30 protein-coding genes and 1 tRNA gene are annotated in these 23,441 nt (G+C 63.1%); 18 read left to right on the top strand and 13 right to left on the bottom strand.

The window, feature by feature from the left end:
* Complete coding sequence (locus tag G3O01_RS39360; protein WP_205812880.1) at positions 1–339, top strand: multidrug efflux SMR transporter; 339 nt, start codon at positions 1–3, stop codon at positions 337–339.
* A gap of 24 nt (positions 340–363) precedes the next feature.
* On the opposite strand, the gene G3O01_RS39365 is transcribed toward G3O01_RS39360, so the two are convergent.
* Complete coding sequence (locus G3O01_RS39365; protein ID WP_205812881.1) at positions 364–720, bottom strand: hypothetical protein; 357 nt, start codon at positions 718–720, stop codon at positions 364–366.
* A 121-nt stretch (positions 721–841) separates the two neighbouring features.
* Entirely contained in the window at positions 842–1,066 is a 225-nt protein-coding gene (locus G3O01_RS39370) for a hypothetical protein (RefSeq protein ID WP_205812882.1), read from the bottom strand.
* A 164-nt stretch (positions 1,067–1,230) separates the two neighbouring features.
* Between G3O01_RS39370 and G3O01_RS39375 the strand changes: the two genes are divergently transcribed.
* Together G3O01_RS39375 and G3O01_RS39380 are read left to right on the top strand one after the other, a co-directional pair.
* Positions 1,231–1,506 (top strand): hypothetical protein, encoded by a 276-nt coding sequence (locus G3O01_RS39375; RefSeq protein ID WP_205812883.1) that lies wholly within the window; start codon positions 1,231–1,233, stop codon positions 1,504–1,506.
* A 175-nt stretch (positions 1,507–1,681) separates the two neighbouring features.
* Entirely contained in the window at positions 1,682–1,969 is a 288-nt protein-coding gene (locus tag G3O01_RS39380; protein WP_205812884.1) for a DUF1488 domain-containing protein, read from the top strand.
* A 53-nt stretch (positions 1,970–2,022) separates the two neighbouring features.
* Here G3O01_RS39380 and G3O01_RS39385 read toward each other — a convergent pair whose 3' ends face one another.
* Entirely contained in the window at positions 2,023–3,003 is a 981-nt protein-coding gene (locus G3O01_RS39385) for an NAD-dependent epimerase/dehydratase family protein (RefSeq protein WP_205812885.1), read from the bottom strand.
* A 131-nt stretch (positions 3,004–3,134) separates the two neighbouring features.
* Here G3O01_RS39385 and G3O01_RS39390 point away from each other — a divergent pair, with 131 nt between their 5' ends.
* Together G3O01_RS39390 and G3O01_RS39395 are read left to right on the top strand one after the other, a co-directional pair.
* Positions 3,135–3,851 carry a TetR/AcrR family transcriptional regulator gene (locus G3O01_RS39390; RefSeq protein ID WP_205812886.1) on the top strand — a complete coding sequence of 239 codons (717 nt, stop codon included), beginning with the start codon at positions 3,135–3,137 and terminating at the stop codon, positions 3,849–3,851.
* Between the two features lie 86 nt (positions 3,852–3,937).
* Complete coding sequence (locus tag G3O01_RS39395; protein WP_205812887.1) at positions 3,938–5,068, top strand: enoyl-CoA hydratase/isomerase family protein; 1,131 nt, start codon at positions 3,938–3,940, stop codon at positions 5,066–5,068.
* A 36-nt stretch (positions 5,069–5,104) separates the two neighbouring features.
* On the opposite strand, the gene G3O01_RS39400 is transcribed toward G3O01_RS39395, so the two are convergent.
* Positions 5,105–5,524, bottom strand: coding sequence for a hypothetical protein (locus G3O01_RS39400; RefSeq protein WP_205812888.1), 420 nt, complete (start codon positions 5,522–5,524; stop codon positions 5,105–5,107).
* A gap of 572 nt (positions 5,525–6,096) precedes the next feature.
* On the opposite strand from G3O01_RS39400, the gene ssuD reads away from it, so the two are divergent.
* The 4 genes from ssuD to G3O01_RS39420 all read left to right on the top strand — a co-directional run bounded on the left by ssuD (position 6,097) and on the right by G3O01_RS39420 (position 9,351).
* Positions 6,097–7,254, top strand: a complete 1,158-nt coding sequence (ssuD, locus tag G3O01_RS39405) for an FMNH2-dependent alkanesulfonate monooxygenase (RefSeq protein ID WP_205812889.1) — start codon at positions 6,097–6,099, stop codon at positions 7,252–7,254.
* Between the two features lie 77 nt (positions 7,255–7,331).
* Positions 7,332–8,162 carry an aliphatic sulfonate ABC transporter permease SsuC gene (ssuC, locus tag G3O01_RS39410; protein ID WP_205812890.1) on the top strand — a complete coding sequence of 277 codons (831 nt, stop codon included), beginning with the start codon at positions 7,332–7,334 and terminating at the stop codon, positions 8,160–8,162.
* Positions 8,159–9,079, top strand: a complete 921-nt coding sequence (locus G3O01_RS39415) for an ATP-binding cassette domain-containing protein (protein WP_205812891.1) — start codon at positions 8,159–8,161, stop codon at positions 9,077–9,079. The genes ssuC and G3O01_RS39415 overlap by 4 nt, the downstream gene beginning before the upstream one ends.
* A gap of 56 nt (positions 9,080–9,135) precedes the next feature.
* On the top strand, positions 9,136–9,351 hold the full coding sequence (locus G3O01_RS39420) for a molybdopterin-binding protein (protein ID WP_012401038.1): 216 nt from the start codon (positions 9,136–9,138) through the stop codon (positions 9,349–9,351).
* A 61-nt stretch (positions 9,352–9,412) separates the two neighbouring features.
* Here the strand turns inward: G3O01_RS39420 and G3O01_RS39425 are convergent, their stop codons facing one another.
* A complete protein-coding gene (locus G3O01_RS39425) occupies positions 9,413–9,688 on the bottom strand; it encodes a hypothetical protein (protein WP_205812892.1) in 276 nt (91 codons plus the stop codon).
* Between the two features lie 177 nt (positions 9,689–9,865).
* On the opposite strand from G3O01_RS39425, the gene G3O01_RS39430 reads away from it, so the two are divergent.
* Both G3O01_RS39430 and G3O01_RS39435 read left to right on the top strand, forming a co-directional pair.
* Complete coding sequence (locus G3O01_RS39430; RefSeq protein ID WP_180719727.1) at positions 9,866–10,066, top strand: hypothetical protein; 201 nt, start codon at positions 9,866–9,868, stop codon at positions 10,064–10,066.
* Positions 10,067–10,134: 68 nt separating this feature from the next.
* Complete coding sequence (locus tag G3O01_RS39435) at positions 10,135–10,386, top strand: hypothetical protein (RefSeq protein WP_205812893.1); 252 nt, start codon at positions 10,135–10,137, stop codon at positions 10,384–10,386.
* Positions 10,387–10,787: 401 nt separating this feature from the next.
* Here G3O01_RS39435 and G3O01_RS39440 read toward each other — a convergent pair whose 3' ends face one another.
* A complete protein-coding gene (locus G3O01_RS39440; protein ID WP_205812894.1) occupies positions 10,788–11,054 on the bottom strand; it encodes a hypothetical protein in 267 nt (88 codons plus the stop codon).
* Between the two features lie 339 nt (positions 11,055–11,393).
* On the opposite strand from G3O01_RS39440, the gene dusA reads away from it, so the two are divergent.
* The gene (dusA, locus tag G3O01_RS39445) at positions 11,394–12,404 is read left to right on the top strand and encodes a tRNA dihydrouridine(20/20a) synthase DusA (RefSeq protein ID WP_205812895.1); all 1,011 of its coding nucleotides are present in this window, start codon (positions 11,394–11,396) and stop codon (positions 12,402–12,404) included.
* 93 nt (positions 12,405–12,497) lie between these two features.
* Positions 12,498–12,573 (top strand) — tRNA-His (locus tag G3O01_RS39450).
* A 108-nt stretch (positions 12,574–12,681) separates the two neighbouring features.
* Here the strand turns inward: G3O01_RS39450 and G3O01_RS39455 are convergent.
* The gene (locus tag G3O01_RS39455) at positions 12,682–12,894 is read right to left on the bottom strand and encodes a DUF3820 family protein (protein WP_205812896.1); all 213 of its coding nucleotides are present in this window, start codon (positions 12,892–12,894) and stop codon (positions 12,682–12,684) included.
* Positions 12,895–12,930: 36 nt separating this feature from the next.
* Complete coding sequence (locus G3O01_RS39460) at positions 12,931–14,376, bottom strand: MFS transporter (RefSeq protein WP_205812897.1); 1,446 nt, start codon at positions 14,374–14,376, stop codon at positions 12,931–12,933.
* 139 nt (positions 14,377–14,515) lie between these two features.
* Between G3O01_RS39460 and G3O01_RS39465 the strand changes: the two genes are divergently transcribed.
* From G3O01_RS39465 to G3O01_RS39475, 3 genes are all read left to right on the top strand, one after another.
* The gene (locus tag G3O01_RS39465; RefSeq protein WP_205812898.1) at positions 14,516–15,568 is read left to right on the top strand and encodes an NADP(H)-dependent aldo-keto reductase; all 1,053 of its coding nucleotides are present in this window, start codon (positions 14,516–14,518) and stop codon (positions 15,566–15,568) included.
* 249 nt (positions 15,569–15,817) lie between these two features.
* The gene (locus tag G3O01_RS39470) at positions 15,818–16,876 is read left to right on the top strand and encodes a permease (RefSeq protein ID WP_205812899.1); all 1,059 of its coding nucleotides are present in this window, start codon (positions 15,818–15,820) and stop codon (positions 16,874–16,876) included.
* 263 nt (positions 16,877–17,139) lie between these two features.
* The gene (locus G3O01_RS39475; RefSeq protein WP_205812900.1) at positions 17,140–17,562 is read left to right on the top strand and encodes a hypothetical protein; all 423 of its coding nucleotides are present in this window, start codon (positions 17,140–17,142) and stop codon (positions 17,560–17,562) included.
* A gap of 57 nt (positions 17,563–17,619) precedes the next feature.
* Here the strand turns inward: G3O01_RS39475 and G3O01_RS39480 are convergent, their stop codons facing one another.
* Together G3O01_RS39480 and nodI are read right to left on the bottom strand one after the other, a co-directional pair.
* Complete coding sequence (locus G3O01_RS39480; protein WP_205812901.1) at positions 17,620–18,444, bottom strand: ABC transporter permease; 825 nt, start codon at positions 18,442–18,444, stop codon at positions 17,620–17,622.
* 45 nt (positions 18,445–18,489) lie between these two features.
* A complete protein-coding gene (gene nodI / locus G3O01_RS39485; protein WP_346779260.1) occupies positions 18,490–19,416 on the bottom strand; it encodes a nodulation factor ABC transporter ATP-binding protein NodI in 927 nt (308 codons plus the stop codon).
* 243 nt (positions 19,417–19,659) lie between these two features.
* On the opposite strand from nodI, the gene G3O01_RS39490 reads away from it, so the two are divergent.
* Positions 19,660–20,124: a universal stress protein gene (locus G3O01_RS39490; RefSeq protein ID WP_205812903.1), complete on the top strand. Its 465-nt coding sequence runs from the start codon at positions 19,660–19,662 to the stop codon at positions 20,122–20,124.
* 37 nt (positions 20,125–20,161) lie between these two features.
* Here the strand turns inward: G3O01_RS39490 and G3O01_RS39495 are convergent, their stop codons facing one another.
* The 3 genes from G3O01_RS39495 to lexA form a co-directional block, all read right to left on the bottom strand.
* Entirely contained in the window at positions 20,162–20,797 is a 636-nt protein-coding gene (locus G3O01_RS39495) for a DUF2939 domain-containing protein (protein WP_205812904.1), read from the bottom strand.
* 116 nt (positions 20,798–20,913) lie between these two features.
* The gene (locus G3O01_RS39500) at positions 20,914–21,258 is read right to left on the bottom strand and encodes a hypothetical protein (RefSeq protein WP_205812905.1); all 345 of its coding nucleotides are present in this window, start codon (positions 21,256–21,258) and stop codon (positions 20,914–20,916) included.
* 27 nt (positions 21,259–21,285) lie between these two features.
* A complete protein-coding gene (lexA, locus tag G3O01_RS39505; protein WP_205812906.1) occupies positions 21,286–21,936 on the bottom strand; it encodes a transcriptional repressor LexA in 651 nt (216 codons plus the stop codon).
* Positions 21,937–22,280: 344 nt separating this feature from the next.
* Between lexA and G3O01_RS39510 the strand changes: the two genes are divergently transcribed.
* The gene (locus G3O01_RS39510; RefSeq protein WP_205812907.1) at positions 22,281–23,339 is read left to right on the top strand and encodes a sulfate ABC transporter substrate-binding protein; all 1,059 of its coding nucleotides are present in this window, start codon (positions 22,281–22,283) and stop codon (positions 23,337–23,339) included.
* Positions 23,340–23,441 lie beyond the last annotated feature (102 nt).

Genomic DNA, 23,441 nt, shown 5'->3' on the forward strand with positions numbered 1-23,441 from the left:
ATGCGCGTGCCTCCTTATGCCTTGCTCGCCATCGCCATCGTCGCCGAAGTGATCGCGACGTCGGCGTTGCGTGCGTCGGAAGGCTTCACGCGGCTCGTGCCCGCCGTCGTCGTGCTGCTTGGCTACGGCATTTCGTTCTACTGCCTGTCGCTCACGCTGAAGAGCCTGCCCGTGGGCATCGTGTATGCAATCTGGTCGGGTGTCGGCATCGTGCTGATCACGCTGGTGGCGATCGTGATGTATCGACAGGTGCCCGATCTCGCGGCGGTCGCGGGGCTCGGGCTGATCGTCGCGGGCGTCGTCGTGCTCAATCTGTTTTCGAAGATGCAGGCACATTGACGCCACGCGGCGCCAGCCTGGGCATCACTTGCAGCGGATCACCATCGAACGCGTTTTCACATTCGCCGACACCACGTTCGTGATGCTGCCGCCCGCCGTGCCGCCTTCGTCGTTGTCCTTCGAAACAATGTCGTAACCCGTCGCGCCACAGGCCTTGCCCGCCTGCACGTAGCACGACGCCCAGCTCGACCCCGCGTCGGCGCCGCTGCAGCTGACTGCGAAGCCCGTTTCCCCGTTGGGCAGGTTGATCAGCGTCGTCGTGTTCGACGACGCGCACGCGCCGAGGCTTCCCGCGATGGCGAGGGCGGCAAGGGGCAGCACGGCGGCGCGGATCGCGTTTGAGAAAAGAGGGTGGCGCGCGCGCCGTTCGATCGACTTCATTATGTTTCCTTTCCTTCCAGAATTGGGTGTGCGGGAGGAGCGCGAGCGGCAGCGGCGAACATCTGCCACTAATGCGCGGCAGGACAGCCCTGACGCCGGACCGTGCCAGCCGTTGCGCGTGTCAGGTTTCGAGCCTGAGGCCTGTATGTCCTGTTTCTGACAACTCGACGCGGATCCCCGCCTGCCCGACGAGGCGCCGGCTTTCTGCGCCTTCCTCCGTCGGTGCGTCCTCCCAGATGCTGATCGCCTTCGGAATGTCGATTCCGTGACTTTCCGCGTACGCGAACCATGCATTGGCCGCGTCCGGTTCGGCGATTTCGCGCTCTCGAAGAAAATATTTTCCCATATCGTCGGTTCTCGTCCGGAAATTGCAGGCAGCGCGCCTATGCGCGCGTTGAGGATGGCGCGCACAGAACTTATCGTGCGGCGCGAAGACTTACCGTGTATGCACGCGGCGTGCCGCGTGCTGTCGATCCCATAACCTGCAGCACGATCCATCGAGAGGCAACTATGGCAGAGCGGGTGAGCGGCCCGTACCGGGGCTATTACATCAGCGCGTCGGCGCGGCTCGTGCCGCCGCATGAGCAGGCGCGGCGCGCGGGCGAGCGCGAAGGCCTGTACGTCGGATCCGTCAGTCTGTCGGAGCGCGGCCCCGATGATCCGCACCGGATGGAAACGTTGATCGAGATCGGCGACGAGCATCGCTTCGCAACGGAAGACGAAGCGCTCGTGTTCGTCGAGAAAGCGGGGCGCGCTTATATCGACCGGCTGCTGGATGGCGACTAAGCCGCATCGCGCCTGCACGGTGCAAATCCGCCAGTGCAGCAACGGCGATGCTGGACCGTCGCATGCCGCTACGAGTACCATAAAGCCCGCTGATTGGGTCAGCCGTCCGCATGCCGGTTCTCGCGTGCCGTGCGGCCGCTCGCCTGGAACGCCGGATTTTCCCGATGAGGTCACCATGGAGATTCGTTTTCCCGCCGATGCACCCGCCTACCGCGACTTCAACCTGACGCTGGTGTTTCCGGCGCTGGTCGACGGTGAACGGGTGCCGTGCGCGATTTCCGTCGAAGCGCTCGAAGACCATTTCGGCGCCGACATCAACGATACCGACGGCTGGCGCCGGGCTTTCGATGCGGGACGCGAGCGCATCGAAGCCGTCGCGCGCGAACATCTATTGATCAGCAATGGCACGCCCGTTTTGCTCAAAAGCGGCCACTTTCCTCCCGGCAATCTGGCCAGCAACTGAGTTGCTGCACATCGTCTGACGCGTCTGAAGGGCGACATCGCATGGCCGCAGCATCATGCCGGCTGCGCGCCTGCTTGCCGAACGGCACGTTGCGCAGCCGCCAGCGATTGTGCGATGCCCGCTTCATATGAAGTCTTCATAACAGGGCCGATCAGCTTCGTCAGCGCTGAGTCGTCGAGCACGACGGGGTCCGTCAGCAGGTAGTGCATCTCGACCATTTCGCGCAATAGCGGGTTGAACAGACCCATGACCCGCAGCATCGTCCTGTTCGCCACCATCAGCTTCGGCTCACACTGCGCGAGCGCATACGCGCGCGCGGCGATGTCGCGCTGCGTCGTGGTGCCCGCACCCGCCAGATGCAGCACGCGGCCAAAGGCTTCAGGCGTGCGCGATAGCCGTTCGACCACCGGCCCCACGTCGGGCATGAACACGAATTCATGCGACACGTCGATCGGGCCGATCATCTGCGCGCGCGTGCCTTTCGCCGCGCCTTCGAACACACCGTGCAGCAAGCTTCGCTCGACGCCAGGACCGTAGAAATCGGGCAGACGCAACACGAGTGTTTCGAGCCCGTCGCGGCCATGCGCATCAATGACGAGGTTCTCCTGCGCGAGCCGCATCTTGCCTTTGAACGTATGCGGTTCGCGCGGATGCGATTCGGTGACGGGCATGCTGCGCGCCCGCCCATAGGGATACACCGTCCCGATCAGGATCAGCCGCTGGACGCCGTCCGCGCGCAGCGCGTCGAGTGTTTTCTGCATCAGCACGGGATGCAGTTCGAACTGGTGATACGGCACGCCGACCAGATAGATGGCCGTCTGCAAACCAGCCGCTGCGGAGGCGATCGAGGCGGGATCGTCCGGATTCCACGTGGCGATTTCCGCGAGCGAATCGTCACCGAACGATTCCACCAACGCCTGCCGCCCACGTCCGATCACGCGATAGCGCCGGCCCGCCGCGCTCAGCGCGTGGGCAATGCTGCGTCCGGCGGCGCCCGCTGCGCCGAACAGCCCGATCTGTGCTGCGTTTTCCATGACATCTCCCGTCGAATGCGCCCGCCGTTTCGTCGAGCAAAATTGAGCGCAGAAAATTTACTGAACACTGTTCACTGAACGATGTTCAGTTTAATTTGACTTTTCAGTTTGTCAACCGGAAAATCGGTCACATGGGAATCGCTGAAAGAAAGACTCGTCAGAAGCAGGAACTGCGCGGCCGCATCCTCGATGCCGCGCGGCGCATCGTCATGCGCGAAGGGTTTGGCGCGCTGTCGATGCGCAAGATCGCCGACGCGATCGAATATTCGCCTGCCACGCTCTATCTGCACTTCGAAAGCCGCGATGCGATCGCACGCGCGCTGTGTGCGGAGGGCTACGCGCAACTGCTCGCCAGCTTCGAGCCGCTGATCTCGATTGCCGATCCCGCCGAACGGCTGAAGGCAATCGGACGCGCGTATGTCGCGTTCGGCGTCGCGCATCCGGAAACGTACCGGCTGATCTTCATGGAGGATCCGTCTTATACGGGCGCGGCGCTGGTCGGCGGCGATCAGACAGAAAACGCAGAGGCTGCCGACGACAAAGCCTTTCGTCTGATGGTCGAGTCGATCGACACGCTCAAGGCAGAAGGCCGTCTGTCCGGCGCGCCGGATAGTCTGGTTTGCGCCGAGGCGTTCTGGGCGACGATGCATGGCATCGTCGCGTTGCATCTGACTTGCCCCGTGTTTCCCCGCGCGCCGCTCGATGCCGTGGTGGATGCGGCGCTCGTCGCGTGGTTCGGAGCGGGCGAAGCGTCCGCAGATGCCGCGCCGGATCAGGGCGACAGCAAGGAAGCGGACAAGCCGCCCAAAGCGCGGCGCAGTGCCTCATCGAAGGTAAGTGCCGCATAGCCGGCTGTGCCGGTTTCACTGAAGAAGTCCGATGCGCGTGCTACCGTTGGCGTCGCAAGCTCATTCAACCGCTTCACGCCCACACCATGTCGACATCCGAATCGCGCAGCGCCTCCGACGAACTCATCGCCTATGTTGCCAACGGCATTGGCTTCATCGAGCTGAACCGGCCGAAGGCGCTCAACGCGCTGTCGCTCTCGATGATGCGGGCGATGCACGCGGCGCTCGACGCATGGCGCGAGAATCCCGACGTGCTAGCGGTCGTCGTGCGCAGCACGAGCGAGCGCGCGTTCTGCGCGGGCGGTGATATCCGTTACCTGTACGAGTCGTTTCGCCGCAGCGATGGCGATGCCGTCGATACGTTTTTCATCGAAGAATATCGGCTCGACCATGCGATCTTCACCTACACGAAGCCGTATATCGCGTTCATGAACGGCGTCGTAATGGGCGGCGGCATGGGGATCTCGCAGGGCGCGCATCGCACGGGCGGCTTGCGGGTGGTGACGTCGACCACGCGCATGGCGATGCCGGAAACGCGCATCGGGCTCTTTCCCGACGTCGGCGCCGGCTGGTTTCTGGCGCGCACGCCGGGCGCGATCGGCCGCTATCTTGCTGTGACGGGCGAAACCATCGGGGCAGCCGACGCGCTCTACGCAGGTCTCGCCGATACCTACGTGCCCGACGAAGCGATTCCCGCGCTGCTCGACCGCCTGAAGACGCAACCGTTCGAGGCGGGCGCGGATGTCGTCGCGTGCGTGCTGCGTGAAGCGGAGTCGCATAAGGTGGTGCCGACGCCCGACACCTCGCCGCTCGCCGACGCGCGTATTTCGATCGACCGGCATTTCGCGTTGCCCGACGTCGCGCAGATCATCCAGTCGCTCGATCGCGAAGGCGATTGCACCTACGCCGACTGGGCCGAGCAGACAGGCGCCACGCTGCGCGAGCGCTCGCCGCTGTCGATGGCCGTCGCGCTCGAAGTGGTCACGCGCGCCGAAGGCACGATGGCCGAAGTGCTGCGTCGCGATCTCGATCTGACGCGTTCATCGTTCGAACGCGGCGATGCGGCGGAAGGCATCCGTGCGCGCATCATCGATAAGGACAATCAGCCGCAGTGGCGCTTTGCGCGTATCGAGGACGTGCCGCGCGCGGATGTCGAAAAGATGTTTGACAGCCCGTGGCCCGCGAACGAACATCCGTTGCGGGACCTGGAAGGCTGAATCAATCAATAGAAGCAGGGCAGAAGTAGAGCGGCCTCAGTCGTCGCTCGTCATGAAGGCGCGCATGAACACGAGCGCGCCCCAGCCCCACATCGCATTCGACGCGAAGCCGAGCGCAAGGCGCGGCAGCATATTGCCCGACGGCCAGATGCCGCGCAGGGGATCGACCACGAACACGCCGGCCGCCGTCAGCACGATGCCGCCGAACACGAAAGCCTGAATCCACGGCGCGGGCCGCTCGGGCGACACGCGCAGCAGCCACGCCATCAGCACCGCCCACACCGAACTCCAGATCGCATTCGCGATGAATTCCGGCAAGCCGATGGGCATGAACGGCGCGGTCGAGAACCCTGTCGGGTCGATGAGGCCGGCGGCGTGCAGAAGCGCGAGCGTCGACTCGTGAAAGAACAGCGACGCCAGAAAGCCGGACACGAACGGCAGGATGATTTTTTGCATGCTTGACAGCGTCGGTCGCCGGGCGTCGATGATAGATCGCAACGCCCGTGCAGGTTAATCGGAGACGAGCGCCATTATATCGGCGGCGCGCTGGGGATTTGGCGGCCTGTGCGGTTTCGCGACGTATGCTGCAGCGTCAGGTAAATCACGAAAGTGGAAAACCTAAGCTCAAAAAAATCGTTCAAAAGAAAGAGCGCCGTCCATAGACTGTTTTCCCATGCAGGCGGCGCTGCCCCCATGAATTGCGCATGATGCACGCCGCCGCTCCGACACGTTTCGCGCGCAGGGATGCCGCGCTGCGTGCGCCGATCACGCCGATTCACACGAGAGAACCCGTCGCGATGTCCCATCCGATGCCCATTCGCGCTTGCCCGGCTAAGTCGTCCGCTGTGCGCGACCTTGGCATGCAAGGCAGGCCGCCTCGCTGTCGCCGCTGACGCGGTCATCTTCAATCATCAGTTTCCGATGCGCTGCGCGGACGCGGCGGGACATGACACGCCCGGCGACTGCGCCCGCAGGCATCGAGAACGCTTAAGCCCGACGACATCACACGAATAAAGCAGGAGCAGCACATGAATGTGTTCTGGTTCATTCCGACTCACGGCGACAGCCGCTATCTCGGCACGTCGCAAGGCGCCCGTGCAGCCGACTATGACTACTTCCGGCAGATCGCCGTCGCAGCCGATACGCTCGGCTACGAGGGCGTGCTGCTGCCGACGGGCCGCTCGTGCGAAGACGCATGGGTTGTCGCGTCGAGCCTGATTCCCGCGACGAAGCGCCTGAAGTTTCTGGTCGCGATCCGTCCGGGCATTGCGTCGCCGGGGTTGTCGGCGCGCATGGCGTCGACGTTCGACCGGCTGTCGGGCGGGCGTCTGCTGATCAACGTCGTGACAGGCGGCGATGCAGCCGAACTCGAAGGCGACGGACTGTTCGTCGATCACGACACGCGCTACGAAATCACTGACGAATTCCTGCGCATCTGGCGCGGCCTGCTGACCAATGCGCATCAGAACGAAAGCCTCGATTTCATCGGCAAGCATCTGAAGTCGAAGGGCGGCAAGGTGCTGTATCCGCCTGTGCAGAATCCGCATCCGCCGCTATGGTTCGGCGGGTCGTCGCCGGCCGCGCATGAGATGGCGGGCGAGCATATCGATACGTATCTGACGTGGGGCGAGCCGCCCGAAGCCGTCGCGAAGAAGATCGCGGACATCCGCGCGCGTGCCGCGCAGCATGGCCGCAAGATCAGGTTCGGCATCCGTCTGCACGTGATCGTGCGAGAAACGGAAGACGAAGCGTGGGCTGCCGCCGACAAGCTCATCAGCAAGCTCGATGACGACACGGTTGCGCGCGCGCAGGCGTCGTTCTCGAAGATGGATTCGGAAGGCCAGCGGCGCATGGCCGCATTGCACGGTGGCAAGCGCGGCTCGCGCAAGGATCTGGAGGTCTATCCGAACCTGTGGGCGGGTGTGGGTCTCGTGCGCGGCGGCGCGGGCACGGCGCTCGTCGGCAGTCCGGAGCAGGTTGCCGCGCGCATGCAGGAATACGCGGACCTCGGCATCGAGACGTTCATTCTGTCCGGCTATCCGCACCTCGAAGAGTCGTATCGCTTTGCCGAACTCGTGTTCCCGTTGCTGCCGGGACGTCAGCGTGCGGGTGTGAGCGGGCCGCTGTCGGGTCCGTTCGGCGAGATCGTCGGCAATAACTATGCGCCGAAGGCGTCGCAAAGCTGATCGCGCGATTGATCTGTCTTGATCTGACTGAAGGCGATGCTGTGTCACGCATCGCCTGGTAAAAGGAGTGCTGGTTTATGTCGACTGTTTCTGGCAATCGCCCCGTGAGCCTGAATTTCGCGAGGCTGAACGTCGCGGGTCTCGCGCGCCGGCTCGCGCCGTGGATCGTGCCGCTCGTGATCCTGCTCGCATGGGAAAGCGCTGCGCGCAGCGGCGTGCTGTCGACGCGCGTGCTGCCTGAGCCGCTCGCCGTCGTGAAGGCTGCGTGGTCGCTGATCCAATCGGGTGAAATGTGGGCCGATGTGAAGGTCAGCACGTGGCGCGCGGTGTCGGGCTTTGCGATCGGCGGCGGGATTGGTTTCGTGCTCGGTCTCGCAACGGGCTTGTTCCGTCCCATCGATATCGCGCTCGATACGACCGTGCAGATGATCCGCAACATCCCCGCACTCGCGATGATTCCGCTCGTGATTCTCTGGTTCGGCATCGAGGAAGAGGCGAAGGTGTTTCTCGTGTCGCTCGGCGTGTTTTTCCCGATCTACGTGAACACGTATCACGGCATCCGTTCCGTCGACACCAATCTGATCGAGATGGCACGCAGCTACGGCGTGAAGGGTTTCGCGCTGTATCGCGACGTGATCCTGCCGGGCGCGTTGCCGTCGATTCTCGTCGGCGTGCGCTTCGCGTTCGGGTTGATGTGGGTCACGCTGATCGTCGCGGAAACGATCTCTGCGCAATCGGGCATCGGCTACATGACGATGAACGCGCGCGAGTTCCTGCAAACGGATGTGGTGGTGGTCGGCATTCTGCTGTATGCGGCGCTTGGCAAGCTCGCCGACATGCTCGCGAAGGGGCTGGAGCGCGTGTCGCTGCGCTGGCATCCCGCGTATCAACGAGGATCGAAAGCATGAGTGCAAGCACATTGTCCGTCTTGATGGGCGGGATCACGGGCGCGGATCTCGAAGCCGAACTCCGGCAACAGGGCACGCACGAGCGTGTGCCGGCGCAAGCAGCGCCTGCGTTACGCGAGATTGCACGCGAGAAGCAGGACATCTCCGTCGAGCTGCGCGGCGTCGGCAAGCGTTACGGCGAGCGCGCGGTGCTGTCGGACTTCGATCTGTCGATCGAGCGCGGCAGCTTCGTGTCGATCGTCGGACGCAGCGGTTGCGGCAAATCGACCTTGCTGCGGTTGATCGCCGGTCTCGAAGCGCCGAGCTCGGGCACGCTCGACAAACGCGCCGACGGCGCGCAGCCGTTCGACACACGCATCATGTTTCAGGACGCGCGCCTGCTGCCCTGGAAGACCGTGCTGCAGAACGTCATGCTGGGTCTGGGCCGTTCGTCGCGTGATAACGCACGCCGCGTGCTCGACGAAGTCGGTCTGCTCGAACGCGCGAACGACTGGCCCGCGCAGCTTTCGGGCGGCCAGCGGCAGCGCGTCGCGCTGGCGCGCGCGCTCGTGCATCGGCCGCAATTGCTGCTGCTCGACGAACCGCTGGGCGCGCTCGATGCGCTTACACGTATCGAAATGCACGCGCTGATCGAGCGGTTATGGCGCGAGCATCGCTTCACGGCCTTGCTTGTCACGCACGATGTGCAGGAAGCCGTCGCGCTCGCCGATCGCATCCTGCTGATCGAGGAGGGCAGGATCGCACTCGATCAGCCCGTGCCGCTCGCAAGACCGCGCGAGCGTGCGACGGCGGCGTTCGCGCAACTCGAAGAGCGCGTGCTGCAACGTGTGATGAAGACACGTGCAAACGACGAAGCTGTTTCATCCGGTAACACCACCCACAGCGTGCACGCACGCGATATTCGCTGGGCAGTGTGAACACATTTGCGGGCTGACGCCCGCCGACTTTTTCATCGACCACGGAGTTATCCGACATGAGCATTTCCGCGATCAACGTACGCAACCAGTTCAAAGGCAAAGTGAAGGAAATCATCCGCGGACCCGTCGTGTCCGAAGTCGACGTCGACACGCCGTTCGGCATCGTCACGTCGGTGATCACGACGCGCTCGATCGACGAACTCGAACTCAAGGTGGGCGCGGAAGTGGTCGCGCTCGTCAAATCGACGGAAGTTTCAATCGCGCGACTGTAATGGCTGCAACGGGTGCGCGTCGGCCGTATTGAGCCGGCGCGCGCGCCACGTTGTCCGCCCGCTATTTCGCGTTGGTTGCGCTCGCGGGCGGATGTACCGACATGTCGTCGTTAGGCTGCTTGCGTGGCTTCTTGACGGGCATGTTGTCGGGATTGGTTGCGCTCGCCGCGCCCGACGCCGCCGCGGGCGGCGGCTTTACCATCGGCGTGCCGCCTGCCTGCGGCGCGACGGTCTGACCCCGCGCCATCGGCGCGACGCTCGCCGACATGGCCAGCGCAATGGCTATTCCCGTTGTCGCACAGACGCGGAGCTTCAGTCCCATCTTCGTTGGAATCATCGGATTCTCCCTGCGGTTACTCCTCCGTATCGCTAGCCGCGTGCCAGCCCCGGACGCAGCGCATTTGCCCGCCGCGACGTATCCCGGCAATCCGCGCAGGAAGTGCTAGCATGAACTGATCATCGACTGGCGCATTGCCATCCGGGCGGCGCGTCGCCAACGAATGCGGAGGCTGCGATGACGAAGTCCTTGAGTGCGGATGCAATCGATACCTTGCGGCAACTGAACGACATCGGCACAGGGCAGGCGGCGCCTGCCGTCGAACCCGTCGTCGAGAAGGAACTGCTGGGCGCGGGTCTGGTGGCGAAATCGGGGAAGGGCGCGGGCGTCGAAATCACCTGCGACGGCAGGAAGTACCTGTCGGGCGATTGCGACTAGCTTCCAGAGACTGAACAGATTCGAGTGACTGAGTCGGACGACGGAACCCGACCGCGGAGGAACGCGCAATGAAGCCGAAAGGCATCGACATGGGCGACTACGAGGAGCGCTACAAGGACTTCGAGATGGAGGTCTGCGTGGAGCAGGTCATGACGGGCGTCAAGGCGCATTTCCGCATCCTGAAGGATGACGCGGTGATGCTCGACTGGCGGCTGGTTCCGATCGACGGTTTCTGGCCGACGGAGCACGCGGCGGCCGAAGCCGGTTTTCGCGCGGCGCGCGAGGCCATCGACGTCGAACTGCTCGCGGCAGGCGGATAGCCGGTCCGCTTTTCGATGCCGCAAAAAACAAAGCCGGATGCTCTGGAGGAGAACATCCGGCTTAACACCACCTGCAACAACAGACTGCGTGGTACTTCCAGGGTACGGCAACTTCGAACTGCTGGTACTTCCAGATACTGCCTGCTTCGCCATCAACGGTACTGCTACTACGATCAAGCTTTGACTGCGGTACTGCTACATCTGGAACAACAACTTCGACTTCTACGACGTGCTGCAACTTCGACTTCAACGGCCACTTCCACTACCTGCTGCAACTTCGATTTCGACTGCAACTGCGGGAACTGCGTGTTACCAGTGATGCCTGTTACTGCCTGCAACTACGTACTGCGCGTACTACCGGGTACTGCCTGCTACGAAATCTGCGTCAGATCCGCTTCGGCTTAGTGGCCGAAGAAAACCGAACCCGGGCCCGTGACGGGCTCATGCTTGCCAGCTTGCGTCGAGCCGTTTTGCACGCCGCCGTAGGCGACTGCGTTGGCTTGCTGCGCTTCTGCTGCCAGCGTTTGTGCGCTTTGGCCTTGTTGCGAAGCCGGTGCGCCGACGCTCGGGTTGTAATGCGGAGCCGGGCCGTAGCCGCTTGCGAAAGCAGGCGCTGCCAGCGTGGCGGAAGCGGCGATCAGGACTGCGGCGATAAGCTTGGTCTTCATGGTGAACTCTCCGTAATGTTTGATTCGGTAAGACATTGCGGGTCTTGCGTGGAGTGCTGTGTTCGCAACGTCGATGGAAGGCAGTGTATACCCTTACTATCGACTTTTTGTGCCGATAATTTGAAATTACTATTCTGAGATTCGAAACAATGCTTCGAGGCAGGCTGGGTGGGCTTTTCGCGTGTATGCGCCCTTAAAAGAGGCTCATCGCGGCCGGAAAAACCTTATGTAAATCATGGGCTTCCGGGATTGCTGCGACGTAAAAAGACGGGTTTGAGGCCGGCTTGCGGTAAAATTGCGGGTTGATCTCACGCTGTTTTATTTCTGGTCCGCTGCCTCATGTCTTCGAAGCCTACTGTCAGTCCCGTCAGTCCCCGTCGTGTATCCGTCGCGCCGATGATGGACTGGACCGATCGCCACTGCCGCTCGTTCCACCGCACACTGTCGCGCCACACCTGGCTGTATACAGAGATGGTGACGACGGGCGCGCTGATTCACGGCGACGTCGAACGTCATCTGGCGTTTACGGCTGACGAAGCGCCCGTCGCGCTGCAGCTTGGCGGCAGCGAACCAGACGATCTGGCGCGCTCGGCAAAACTCGGCGAGCAGTGGGGCTACGACGAGATCAATCTGAACTGCGGCTGTCCGTCGGAGCGCGTGCAGCGCGGCGCGTTCGGCGCGTGCCTGATGAAAGAGCCGCAACTCGTCGCCGATTGCGTGAAGGCGATGCGCGATGTCGTGTCAGTGCCCGTGACGGTCAAGCACCGCATCGGTGTGGATGACGTCGAAGATTATTCGTTCGTGCGCGACTTCGTCGGCACGATTGCCGATGCCGGCTGCGAAGTCTTCATCGTGCACGCGCGCAATGCGATCCTCAAAGGCCTGAGCCCGAAGGAGAATCGCGAGATTCCGCCGCTCAAGTACGACTACGCGTATCAGCTCAAGCGCGACTTTCCGCAGCTCGAGATCATCATCAACGGCGGGATCAAGACGCTCGATGAAGTGGAAGGGCATCTGCAGCACGTCGACGGCGTGATGCTCGGCCGCGAGGCGTATCACAACCCCTACGTGCTCGCCGATGTCGACGCGCGTTTCTACGGCTCGACGGACATCGCGCCGACGCGCGAAGAAGCGGAAGCCCAACTGATCGAATATTGCCGCGCCGAGCTTGCGCGCGGCACGTATCTCGGCTCGATCGTGCGGCATGCGCTGGGGTTGTATCGCGGCGTCGCGGGTTCGCGCGGATGGCGGCGCGTGCTGTCGGACAGCAAGAAGCTTCAGGCTCGCGATCTCGCGATTTTCGACGAGGCGCGACAACATTTGCGCGAGCCCAGCGAAATCTTTGAATAAAGGGCTTTGCAAATACGATTCGTGTTTGTATAATCTCGCTTCTTCGTTGCTGAGCAGCGCTCTGCAGCAAAGCGGCGAAGGTGTAGTGCAGTGGTGGCTGTAGCTCAGTTGGTAGAGTCCAGGATTGTGATTCCTGTCGTCGTGGGTTCGAGTCCCATCAGCCACCCCAAAGAATTCAAGAACGGCATTGTGAGTAATCACAGTGCCGTTTTTGTTTTGTCCTTCAGGACAACGCGACGTTCGAAGCATCGAACGCACGCGTCGAATCAAGCGCGCCTCATCCCTTCCGCAAAGGCTTGAGGATATCCTTCAAGCCGTTGTGATCGATCTCGTGCATCAACGCGAGCAACCTGCCGATCTCTCCCGGCGGAAATCCTTCACGCGCAAACCAGTTCAGGTAGTGTCCCGGCAGATCGGCGATCACGCGCCCTTTGTACTTGCCGAAGGGCATCGTGCGCGTCACGAGCAATTCAAACTGTTCGACATTCATCTCAACGCAAACCATCCAGAGAAATCACCACGCCGCTCAAACCCGTCCTCGCTGGCGATGCCCGCTTACATGCGCACCCGCATCGCGCGCGAGCCCAAACACATCGAGAATCGCCACCAGCCCGACAGCCGCCACGAGCAGAAACGCGACGCTGAAATCCGCGGGCGTCACCGACTGCGCATCATGCCCATGCAGCCACGCAGCGACCCGCAGCGCGATGGCACCGAGCGCGACGCCCATGCCCATCGTCATTTGCGACAGCGTACTCGATAACGTCGACGCGCCGCTCATCTGCGGCTTCGGCACATCGGCGAAGGCGAGCGTGTTGACGGCAGTGAACTGCAACGAACGCGACAGGCCGCTCGCAAACAGCACGATGGCGGTCAGCACAAGCGGCGTGCCCGCGGTCAGCAGGCTCATCGCCGCGATGCTCAGCGCCGCGAGCGCGCCATTCACGAGCAACACGGGACGAAAGCCGAAGCGCCGCATGACAGGTGTCGTGACGAGCTTCATCGACAGATTGCCGGCGAACACGATAAGCGTCAGCAGCCCCGAGTGAAACGCGTTCATGCCGAAGCCGAGCTGAAACATTAGCGGCAGCAGAAACGGCACAGCGCTGATCGACACGCGAAAGAGCGATCCGCCGCCCATCGCCACGGCAAATGTCCTCAGGCGAAACGCCGACAGATCGACCACAGGATGCGCGCTGCGCCGCAAATGAAAGAGGGCGCCGACGCCTGCGACCACACCGCCTGCGAGAAACGCGAGCGCTTCGCGCCACGGCGCATCCGAGCGGCCGAGCAGTTCCATCGCATACATGATGGCCGTGCCCGCGATACCGCACAGCGCGAAGCCGATGCCGTCGAACGGACGCTTGTGCGTTTCCGTTTCCGCGGCGATGAAGCGCCACGCGAGCACGATCCCGAGGAGACCGAGCGGCAGATTCAGATAGAAGATCCAGCGCCACGACGAATACGTCGTAATGAAGCCGCCAAGCGGCGGACCGATCACCGGCGCAACCAGCCCCGGCCACGTGATGATCGAAATTGCGCGCATCAGATCGTCTTTGGGCGTCGCGCGCAGCACGGCAAGGCGTCCGACGGGCACCATCATCGCGCCGCCGATTCCTTGCACGATGCGCGCAGCCGTGAACGCGACGAGCCCGTCCGTCATCCCGCACACGACGGACGACGCCGTGAACACGGCCAGCGCCGCGGTGAACACATTGCGCACGCCGAAGCGGTCGGCGGCCCAGCCGCTGATGGGGATGAACACGGCGAGCGTCAGCAGATACGACGTGATGCCGATCGACAGATCGACGGCATGCACGCCGAACGAATGCGCCATCTGCGGCAAGGCCGTCGCGATGATCGTGCCGTCGAGGTTCTCCATGAAAAACGCCGCGGCCACCAGCGTCACGATCAGCGACTGCCGTCCGCTCGAAGGACCGGCTGATGTGGACGGCGTATCTGACATCGACATGACTCTCCGGAAAGGTTGTAAGCGCATCGAAACCCGCGCGGCCAGCCGATATTCTAGCCACGCACGCGTTCGCCGCGGACGTGGTAATTTCGTCGTCTGGCGATGTATCACTCGTAAAAACACGAACAGGAACCAACAGATGGAATACCGCAGACTCGGCGATACGGATGTGCAGGTCAGCCTGATCGGTCTCGGCACGATGACGTGGGGCGAGCAGAACACGGAGCGCGAAGCGCACGAGCAGATTGCTTATGCGCTCGACCAGGGCGTCACGCTGATCGATGCCGCCGAGATGTACCCGGTGCCGCCGCGCCCGGAAACGCAGGGCTCGACGGAGCGCTACATCGGCACGTGGATCGCGCAGAACCGTGCAATGCGCGACAAGATCGTGCTCGCGACCAAGATTGCCGGTCCCGCGCGTCAGCCGCACAACCCGCGTCACATTCGCGGCGAGGGCAACCAGTTCGATCGCAAGAATCTCACTGAGGCGCTGAACGACAGCCTCAAGCGTCTGCAGACGGATTACGTCGATCTGTACCAGTTGCACTGGCCCGATCGCAGCACGATGACGTTCGGCCGTTCCGCGTATCCGTGGATCGATGATGCGTACACCGTGCCTATCGAAGAGACGCTCAGCGTGCTCGCGGAATTCGTGAAGGAAGGCAAGGTGCGTCATATCGGCGTGTCGAATGAAACGCCGTGGGGCGTCGCGCAGTTTCTGCGCGCGTCGGAGAAGCTCGGCTTGCCGCGCATCGTGTCGATCCAGAATCCGTACAGTCTCGTGAACCGTACGTTCGAAGTCGGGCTGTCCGAATTCACGCATCGCGAGCATGTTGGTCTGCTCGCGTATTCGCCGCTCGCGTTCGGCTGGCTGTCGGGCAAGTACGAAGGCGGCGCGCGTCCAGCAGGCGCGCGCATCACGCTGTTCGAACGCTTTCAGCGCTATAGCAAGCCGCAATCCGTGCAGGCGATCACCCGTTACGTCGAACTCGCGAAGCGTCACGGTCTGTCGCCCGCACAGTTCGCGCTGGCCTTCGTCAACAGCCGTCCGTTCGTGACGAGCAATCTGATCGGCGCGACCTCGCTCGATCAACTGAAAGAGAACATCGCCAGCGCCAAGGTGAAGCTGTCGCCGGAAGTGCTCGCTGAGATCGACGCGCTGCACGAACTGCAGCCCAATCCCGCGCCCTGAGCGCAGCGCGCCGCGACAGTCATGTCGCGGCGCGCGGGCGGCGAGCATTTGGTTTCGATCGACGCACGACCCGCCTCCAATTGCGAAAGCGCACGCTCCAGCCGCTTTCGGCCCTACTTTTTACGATCCACGCTGATCCGTGTACAGTGGGCGTTGCCGCGCGCCGATGCCTGCGTGCCGTCGCGCGTGAACGCTGCGCACACCGCACGCGCGGCCGTCGCCAACAACACAACGACCGACCCCACGACGATGAACACCACGCGTTCCGCTTCCTCGTCCGCCGCCTCGACCTGGCCGATTTTCGTACTGCTCGCCATCGTGGGGCTTTTCTATGTCAAATGGTTTCCGTACTACAACCGCGCGTTCACGGCGGCATCGACGCATTCGATCGGCACGTCGATCCTGATGGGCAAGGCGTCGAGTGCGCCCGCGCCGTCGTGGAGTGCGGCGCTGGCCTACGCGCTCGCATACGGCAAGGCGATCTGGCAGGCAATGGTGCTCGGCCTGCTGCTCGGCTCGGCCGTTCAGGCGTTGCTGCCCGCACACTGGGTCGCGCGTCTGCTCGGCAAGACGGGTTTCGGCAGCGTCGCGGCGGGCGGCCTGCTCGCGCTGCCGGGGATGATGTGCACCTGCTGCGCGGCCCCAGTGGTCGCCGGGCTGCGCGCACGGCAGGCTTCGCCGGGCGGCGCGATTGCGTTTTGGCTCGGCAACTCGGTGCTCAATCCGGCGACGCTCGTGTTCATGGGCTTCGTGCTCGGCTGGCACTGGGCGGGGCTGCGGCTCGTGCTCGGCGTGGCGATGGTGTTCGGCCTCGGGTATCTGGTGAACCGGCTCGTCACGCCGGCGGAAGCGCAGGCAGCCGATACGCGCCTTGTCGAACTGATCGGCGAACAGCGCGACGAGAACCCATTCGCGCGCTGGCTGTCGATCTTTGTACGGATGGCCGTGCGCCTCGTGCCGGAATACATCGTGCTGGTTCTGCTGCTCGGCGCGGCGCGCGCGTGGCTCTTTCCGCAGGTCGGTCCGGAGATCGGCAATGAACTGGTGTGGATCGTCGCGCTGGCGGTCGCCGGCATGCTGTTCGTGATCCCGACGGCGGGCGAGGTGCCCATCATTCAGGCGATGCTGTCGCTCGGCATGGGCGTCGGTCCGGCGGGCGCGCTGCTGATGACGCTGCCGCCCATCAGCGTGCCGTCGCTCGCGATGCTCGCGCGTTCGTTCCGCCCGCGCGTGCTGACGCTCGTGGCAGTCGGCGTCGTCGCATTCGGCGTGCTGGCGGGATTGCTGGCGGTGGCGCTCGGCTTTTGAGCAAGCGCGCGTAATAAAACATGGCGTCGCGCCACGCAATCTCGTCCTAAACTGGGGAGGCAAGCGGGCGATCTGACGTGTTGCCGGCCCGCTCGTGAAGCGGACTTGTTGCACTGCAAGGCGCAGTCGGATGAACGCAAATGCTACGATGGCGCCCGTTCATGCTGCCGACACCGAACCCGGCGCGACAGCAGGCACCGCGCAATACGCATTCAGCTGCACAAACGGCGCGCAAGCGCCAAACAGTTAACTCAGGACATCGCATGGCCCAACAAAAGACCAATCCGAAACTCGAGCAGGCGCTGACGCGCGGCGATCTCGCTATCCGTCAGGCCAATTCGGCGCGCGCAACCGCCGTGCTGCGCGCATTGGGCAAGATGATCGTCGATGCATCGGCGACGATCGGCGTCGAAGCGCACACGTCGATTCCCGACGGCGACCGCATTTACGATCCCGTCGAAGGCGTGTGGCCGCAGGCGCTGCTCGTGTCGCTGGATGGCCCGGTCGAGGAAGCCGACCCGGAAGAACTGCGCTCGATCCGCTTGCGCTCCGACGACCCCGGCACGATCTTTCGCGTCGAATGGCATCGCGCGGACGGCAAGATCGGCCGTCAGGAAGGCGGACCGTTCGCGACGGTCGAGTTCATCTCGGACGTCGACGTGCCCTGGTCCGACGACGAAGAGTGATCTGATTCGATCAATCCGGGGGCGTCGCCGCGCATCGCACGATGCGCCGCGGCGCCCTTAGCGCATCATGCGCCGGCGAAACAGTACGGCCGACACACAAAACGGCACGACTACGTACGCGACAAGAACGGCCACGTGCAGCGCGGCATCGTCGATCGGGCGGTCGAGCATTGCTGGACGGATCAGATCCACCGCGTGCGCGAGCGGCAGCAGTTGCGCGGCGAGTTGCGCTGCGGGCGGCAGTTGCGACAGCGGAAAGAACACGCCTGAAAGCAGCAGCATCGGCGTGAGTACCAGCGTCTGATAGAACATGAAGAAATCGTACGAGGGCGCGAGCGCCGTCACGATCATCGCCGTGGCCGCGAACGCCATTCCCGCCAGCACGATCACGGGCAGCGCAATGAGCATCGACGGAAAGCTCGCGTAGCCGAGCGCGCCCGCGACCAGCATGATCGCGACACCCGACAGTACGGCCTTGCTGCCCGCCCACACGACTTCACCGAGCACGATGTCGCCGAGCGTGAGCGGCGTGTGCATGATCGCTTCCCACGTGCGCTGCACGTGCATGCGGGAGAAGCCCGAATACATCGATTCGAAGCTCGCCGACATCATCACGCTCGATGCCACCGTGCCCGCCGCGAGGAACGATATGTAGGACACGCCATCGACGTGTCCGACCATCAGTCCGAGACCAAAGCCGAGACCGAACAGATAGATCATCGGATCGGCGAGATTGCCGAACATCGACGCGAGCGCGAGCTTGCGCCACACCAGATAGTTGCGCCGCCAGACGGCGATCCAGTTGACGGCGTTCGCGGGCAGCGCTGCGAAGCGCTCGCGCATCGCAGCGGGTTCGGGCGTGTCGTAGGTGCGTGCGTCCATTGTGCTGTGTGCCTGATGGTGTGATTGTTCGATCGCGTTTGTTCGTCAGTCCTGCATTTCACGGCCCGTGAGCCGCAGGAACACGTCTTCGAGATTCGCGGGCCGGTGCAGATAGCGCAGTCCCGCGCGCTGCTTGAGCCGCGCGTGAACCGGTTGCGGATCGTCGACGTAACAGAACAGCGTCTCGCCGCTGATCTCCGTGCGCACCGACAGCGGCGCCAGTTCGTCACGCAGCGCGACGGGGTCGGGGCCGAACACCTCGATCACGTCGCAGCCAATTTCCGAAGCGATCAATTCATTCGGCGCGCCTTCCGCAATCTTGCGTCCCTCTTCGATCACGCACAGCCGGTGACACAGACGCTCCGCTTCCTCCATGAAGTGCGTGGTCAGCAGAATGGTCTTGCCGCGCGCGAGCAGCGAGCGCAGCCGTTCCCAGATCAGATGACGTGCCTGCGGATCGAGGCCCGTGGTGGGCTCGTCCATGATCAGCACGTCCGGATCGTTGATCAGCGCGCGCGCCAGCGTGAGACGCCGCTTCATCCCGCCCGACAGTTCGCCGACGCGCGCATCCGCCTTGCTCTCGAGACGCGCGAATTCGAGCAGTTCAGGCACCATCGCACGGCACTGCGCCGCCGACATGCCGAAGTAACGGCCAAACACCAGCAGGTTTTCGCGGACGGTGAAATCGGGATCGAGATTGTCGAACTGCGGCACCACGCCGACGCGCGCCCGCGCGAAACGCGAACGCACTGGAATCGGTTCGCCGCAGAGACGGATGCTGCCCGCGTCGGGTGCGGCAATGCCGAGCAGCATGCGCAGCGTGGTGGTCTTGCCCGCGCCATTTGGACCGAGCAGTCCGAAACATTCGCCCGCGCGCACATGAAACGACAAGCCATCGACGACGATTTTGTCGCCGTAACGCTTTTCGACCTGATGAAATTCGATTGCAGCTTCTGACATACGAAGGTGAATGCTCCGTGAATATGTGCGTGGCTGGTGCAAAACGCGTGGCGGCTGCCTATTTTAGGGCATCGCGTGTACCGCGTTTGGCGCGTGAATGCGCAACGCTGGCGGATTGCATGCACGATCTTGCGCTGCGTCATGCCTGACTGAGCGGTCCACCGCACTTAGCGTTTTCCATCCCTTGCATGTGGAATTGCGGCGCACCATGATTCAAGCGAGACCGCGATGGTCGCGGGGGAAGGGGGAAGCGAAATGGCGAGCTACAACAAAATTCTGCTGTGCTATGACGGCTCGCGCGAAGGCCGCAAGGCATTGCGTTGCGGCGCGAATCTGGCGCTCGATCTGGGCGCCGAGACGCATTTGCTCTCGGTAGTCGATATGCGCTCGAGCATCGCGCAAAGCGCGGGCCTGCTGACCGACGTTGCGTGCGGCAGCTTCGAAAAGACGGCGCGAGAAATCCTGCAGGAAGGCGTCGACTGGCTTACGGAGCGCGGCGTGAGAGCGACCGGGCATTTCGCGTTCGGGCATCCCATCGACGAAATTGCGTCGCTGGCGAACGAACTGCATGCCGATCTCGTGGTGGTCGGGCATCGTTGCCGCACGGGTTTGTCGCGCTGGTGGATGGGTGCGGGCAACACGCCGCTGCTGGACCGCGTGTCGTGCAGCATTCTGGTTGCGTGCTCGTCGGCGGCTGAAGAAGAACAAGCGGCCGCGTGAAGCGGCCGTGATGTCGTGATACTCGTTTGACGATGCGTCAGCCGTTCAGATCGACGGCTGACAGCTTCCACGTGAAAAGCCCCTGACGGCGGAAGATTGCTGAATAGCGTGTGTCGCCGACACCGTGCTGATAGCTGACGGCGAACTCGTTCACGCCACGGTAACCCGCTGTGGTTTGCGGCGGTTGTGGCGGCGCCTTGCTGTCTGCGTTAGCCTGGTTCGAACCTGGCGCAGGTGCCTGGGGTGTGCCGTCAGCGGGTTTGTCCGCAGCGGGCGGTGAAGGCGGGCGCTCGCCCGGCTCACCGCGCGGCGGCATACCGTTGAGTAGCGCAGCCACACCATCCGGCGTCGCGTACGCATCGACGAGCGGACCAATCAACGCAACACCGATCATCGCGCCAATGGCAGCCAGCGGATTGCCGTTGTGCTGCACATCGAGTCTGCGCGTCAGCAGTCCGGTGACCTGCATCTTCAGACTGTCACGCAGCGCCGGGTAATCGACATATTCGTTGACCGTTGCGACATCGCGCGAATCGGCGGCGCGTTTGAGCCGCTGAAGCGCGATATACGGCGATGCATACGCATAACCCAGCGCAGCCACGACGACGATCACGATCAACGCGATCAGAAGCGGCCGGCCAACCCGGCCTCTCATTCTTACCAAACCTGCCATTGTGCGGAGTGCTCCATTTCAGTATCGATCAGATGTGGACCCGATCGGTGCTGAAACGATCCCGCGAGTTTGCAAGCAAGCGTTTCCGCGCTTGAACGCACGCGGCAAGGGCGCGCTTACGCAGCCTGCTTGGCCAGTTGATCGCCTTGCTCGGCAATCGCGCGATCGATCATATTGCAGACAGCGTCCACCGTGCCGACCATGATCAGCCGCGACGAGCCGTGATAAACACGCACGGGCGCACGGCGCGCCGGCTCTGCATTGAGCGCCGAATTCAGCGACACCCGCGCGAACGCCGGCTGCGCAGACGGCAGCGCCTGGGGTTCTTCATCGAACAGCGATGCCGTGCGGTCCGCGACATTCGACGCAAGCGCCGTCAGCGAACCACAAGGGACAAGCTCGCGCAGATGGCGCAGACGACCGAACTGGCGAAAGGGCAGCAAGCGGGCAAGGCGTTCCATGAGTTTCTCCAGACAGTGTTCAGCTAATTAGAATTCGGTCGGCCGGATCAGCCCGACCGCGATGCCTTCCAGCGCGAACTCCGCGCTGCCGGCCTGAACAAAAATGTTTTCGTAATCAGGGTTCTCGGCGATCAGTTCGATGCCGTTCGGCCGCCGCTTCAGGCGCTTCACGGTCACGTCGTCGCCCAGACGCGCGATGATGATCTGGCCGTCTTTCGCTTCGCTCTTCTTCTGCACGGCGAGCAGGTCGCCGTCGAAGATGCCCGCGTCGCGCATCGACAGGCCGCGCACCTTCAGCAGGTAGTCGGGCTTGCTCGAGAACAGCGACGGGTCGCACGTATAAGTCTGCGAGATATGTTCCTGCGCGAGGATCGGGCTACCGGCTGCGACGCGGCCGACGAGTGGCAGCGACAGCTGCATGATGCTGGCGTGCGGCAGCGTGAACTGGTGCGGGGCATCGTCCTGGCCAGCCAGCAGCCGGATGCCGCGCGACGCGCCCGCAGCCAGCTCGATTACGCCCTTGCGCGCCAGCGCCCGCAGGTGTTCTTCCGCCGAGTTGGCCGAGCTGAAACCGAGTTCGGCTGCAATCTCGGCCCGCGTGGGCGGGAAGCCCGTGCGCTCGATGGCGCGACGGACGAGATCGAAAACCTGTTGCTGACGTGCGGTGAGTTTGGTCATAGCGCCACTGTATGGATAGACAGGTGACTGTATTTTTATACAGTATTCGGCGCATTTCAAGCTTTACTTTAAGTTCGTCGCGTCGGGTGTCGTGTGAGCGTCGAAAGCCGACGCTGAAACGGCGTGATAGACGCGTGCACGGACGAAAACCATTCCTTTACCACTATTGCGTATTAAAAAATGAAGAAACATTATTTTTAATGATGAAGCCCCCTGGATAGACTGGCTTCCACTGATGCAACAGCAACGTACACGCAGCGCGAGAGGCGCTTGCCGCTTGCGTAGCAGCGAAACACGGCAATCAGCGGATAACAGGCAGTCACACCAACAAGACGGAGAAGTCGATGGGCATTCGGATCACGGGGTTGGCAGGAGCACAGCAGGCAAAGCGCGGCAGCGCGAAGCGGTTCGTCGCGGCACTCGCGCTCGGCGCGGCATCGGCGCTCGGCATGATCGCTCAGGCGCACGCGGATACCACGCTGTTGAACGTCTCGTACGATCCGACCCGCGAGCTGTATCAGGACGTCAACCAGGCGTTCGGCAAGGAATGGAAGGCGAAGACGGGCGAGTCGATCACCTTCAAGCAGTCGCACGGCGGCTCGGGCGCGCAGGCGCGCTCGGTGCTCGACGGCCTGCAGGCCGACGTCGTGACGCTCGCGCTCGCTTATGACATCGACGCGCTCGCCAACAAGGGCCTCGTCGACAAGAACTGGCAGAAGCGCCTGCCCGACAACGCATCGCCGTACACGTCGACGATCGTGTTCCTCGTGCGCAAGGGCAACCCGAAGCACATCAAGGACTGGGACGATCTCGTGAAGCCGGGCGTGTCGATCGTGACGCCGAATCCGAAGACGTCGGGCGGCGCGCGCTGGAACTATCTGGCGGCGTGGGCTTACGCGGCGCATCTGCCGGGCGGCAACGACCAGAAGGCGAAGGACTTCGTCGGCAAGCTCTACAAGAATGCAGGCGTGCTCGACTCCGGCGCGCGCGGCGCGACGACGAGTTTCGTGCAGCGCGGTATCGGCGACGTGCTGATCGCATGGGAAAACGAGGCGTTCCTGTCGGTGAAGGAATTCGGCACGGACAAGTTCGAGATCGTGGTGCCGTCGGCGAGCATTCTGGCCGAGCCGCCCGTCGCCGTGGTCGACAAGGTGGTCGACAAGCACGGTACCCGCAAGCTCGCCGATGCCTACCTGAACTTCCTCTACAGCGAAGAGGGCCAGGAGATCGCCGCGAAGAACTTCTACCGTCCGCGTTCGACCAAGGTGCCTGCTGCGCTGACCGAGAAGTTTCCGAAGCTGAAGCTGTACACGGTCGACGACTCGTTCGGCGGCTGGACGAACGCGCAGAAGACGCACTTTGCCGATGGCGGCGTGTTCGATTCGATTTACCAGCCGCAGTGATACGACTCACCGGCTACTGAGCAAGGCGCGCCCACGGGCGCGCTTTCGGCAATGGTGCGGCGGCGCGCGCATTGTAATGAATAACCTGAACGAGCTTTTCGC

Origin of the sequence: Burkholderia sp. Ac-20365 (assembly GCF_017104715.1) — a bacterium.
In the GTDB taxonomy this organism is placed as follows: domain Bacteria; phylum Pseudomonadota; class Gammaproteobacteria; order Burkholderiales; family Burkholderiaceae; genus Paraburkholderia.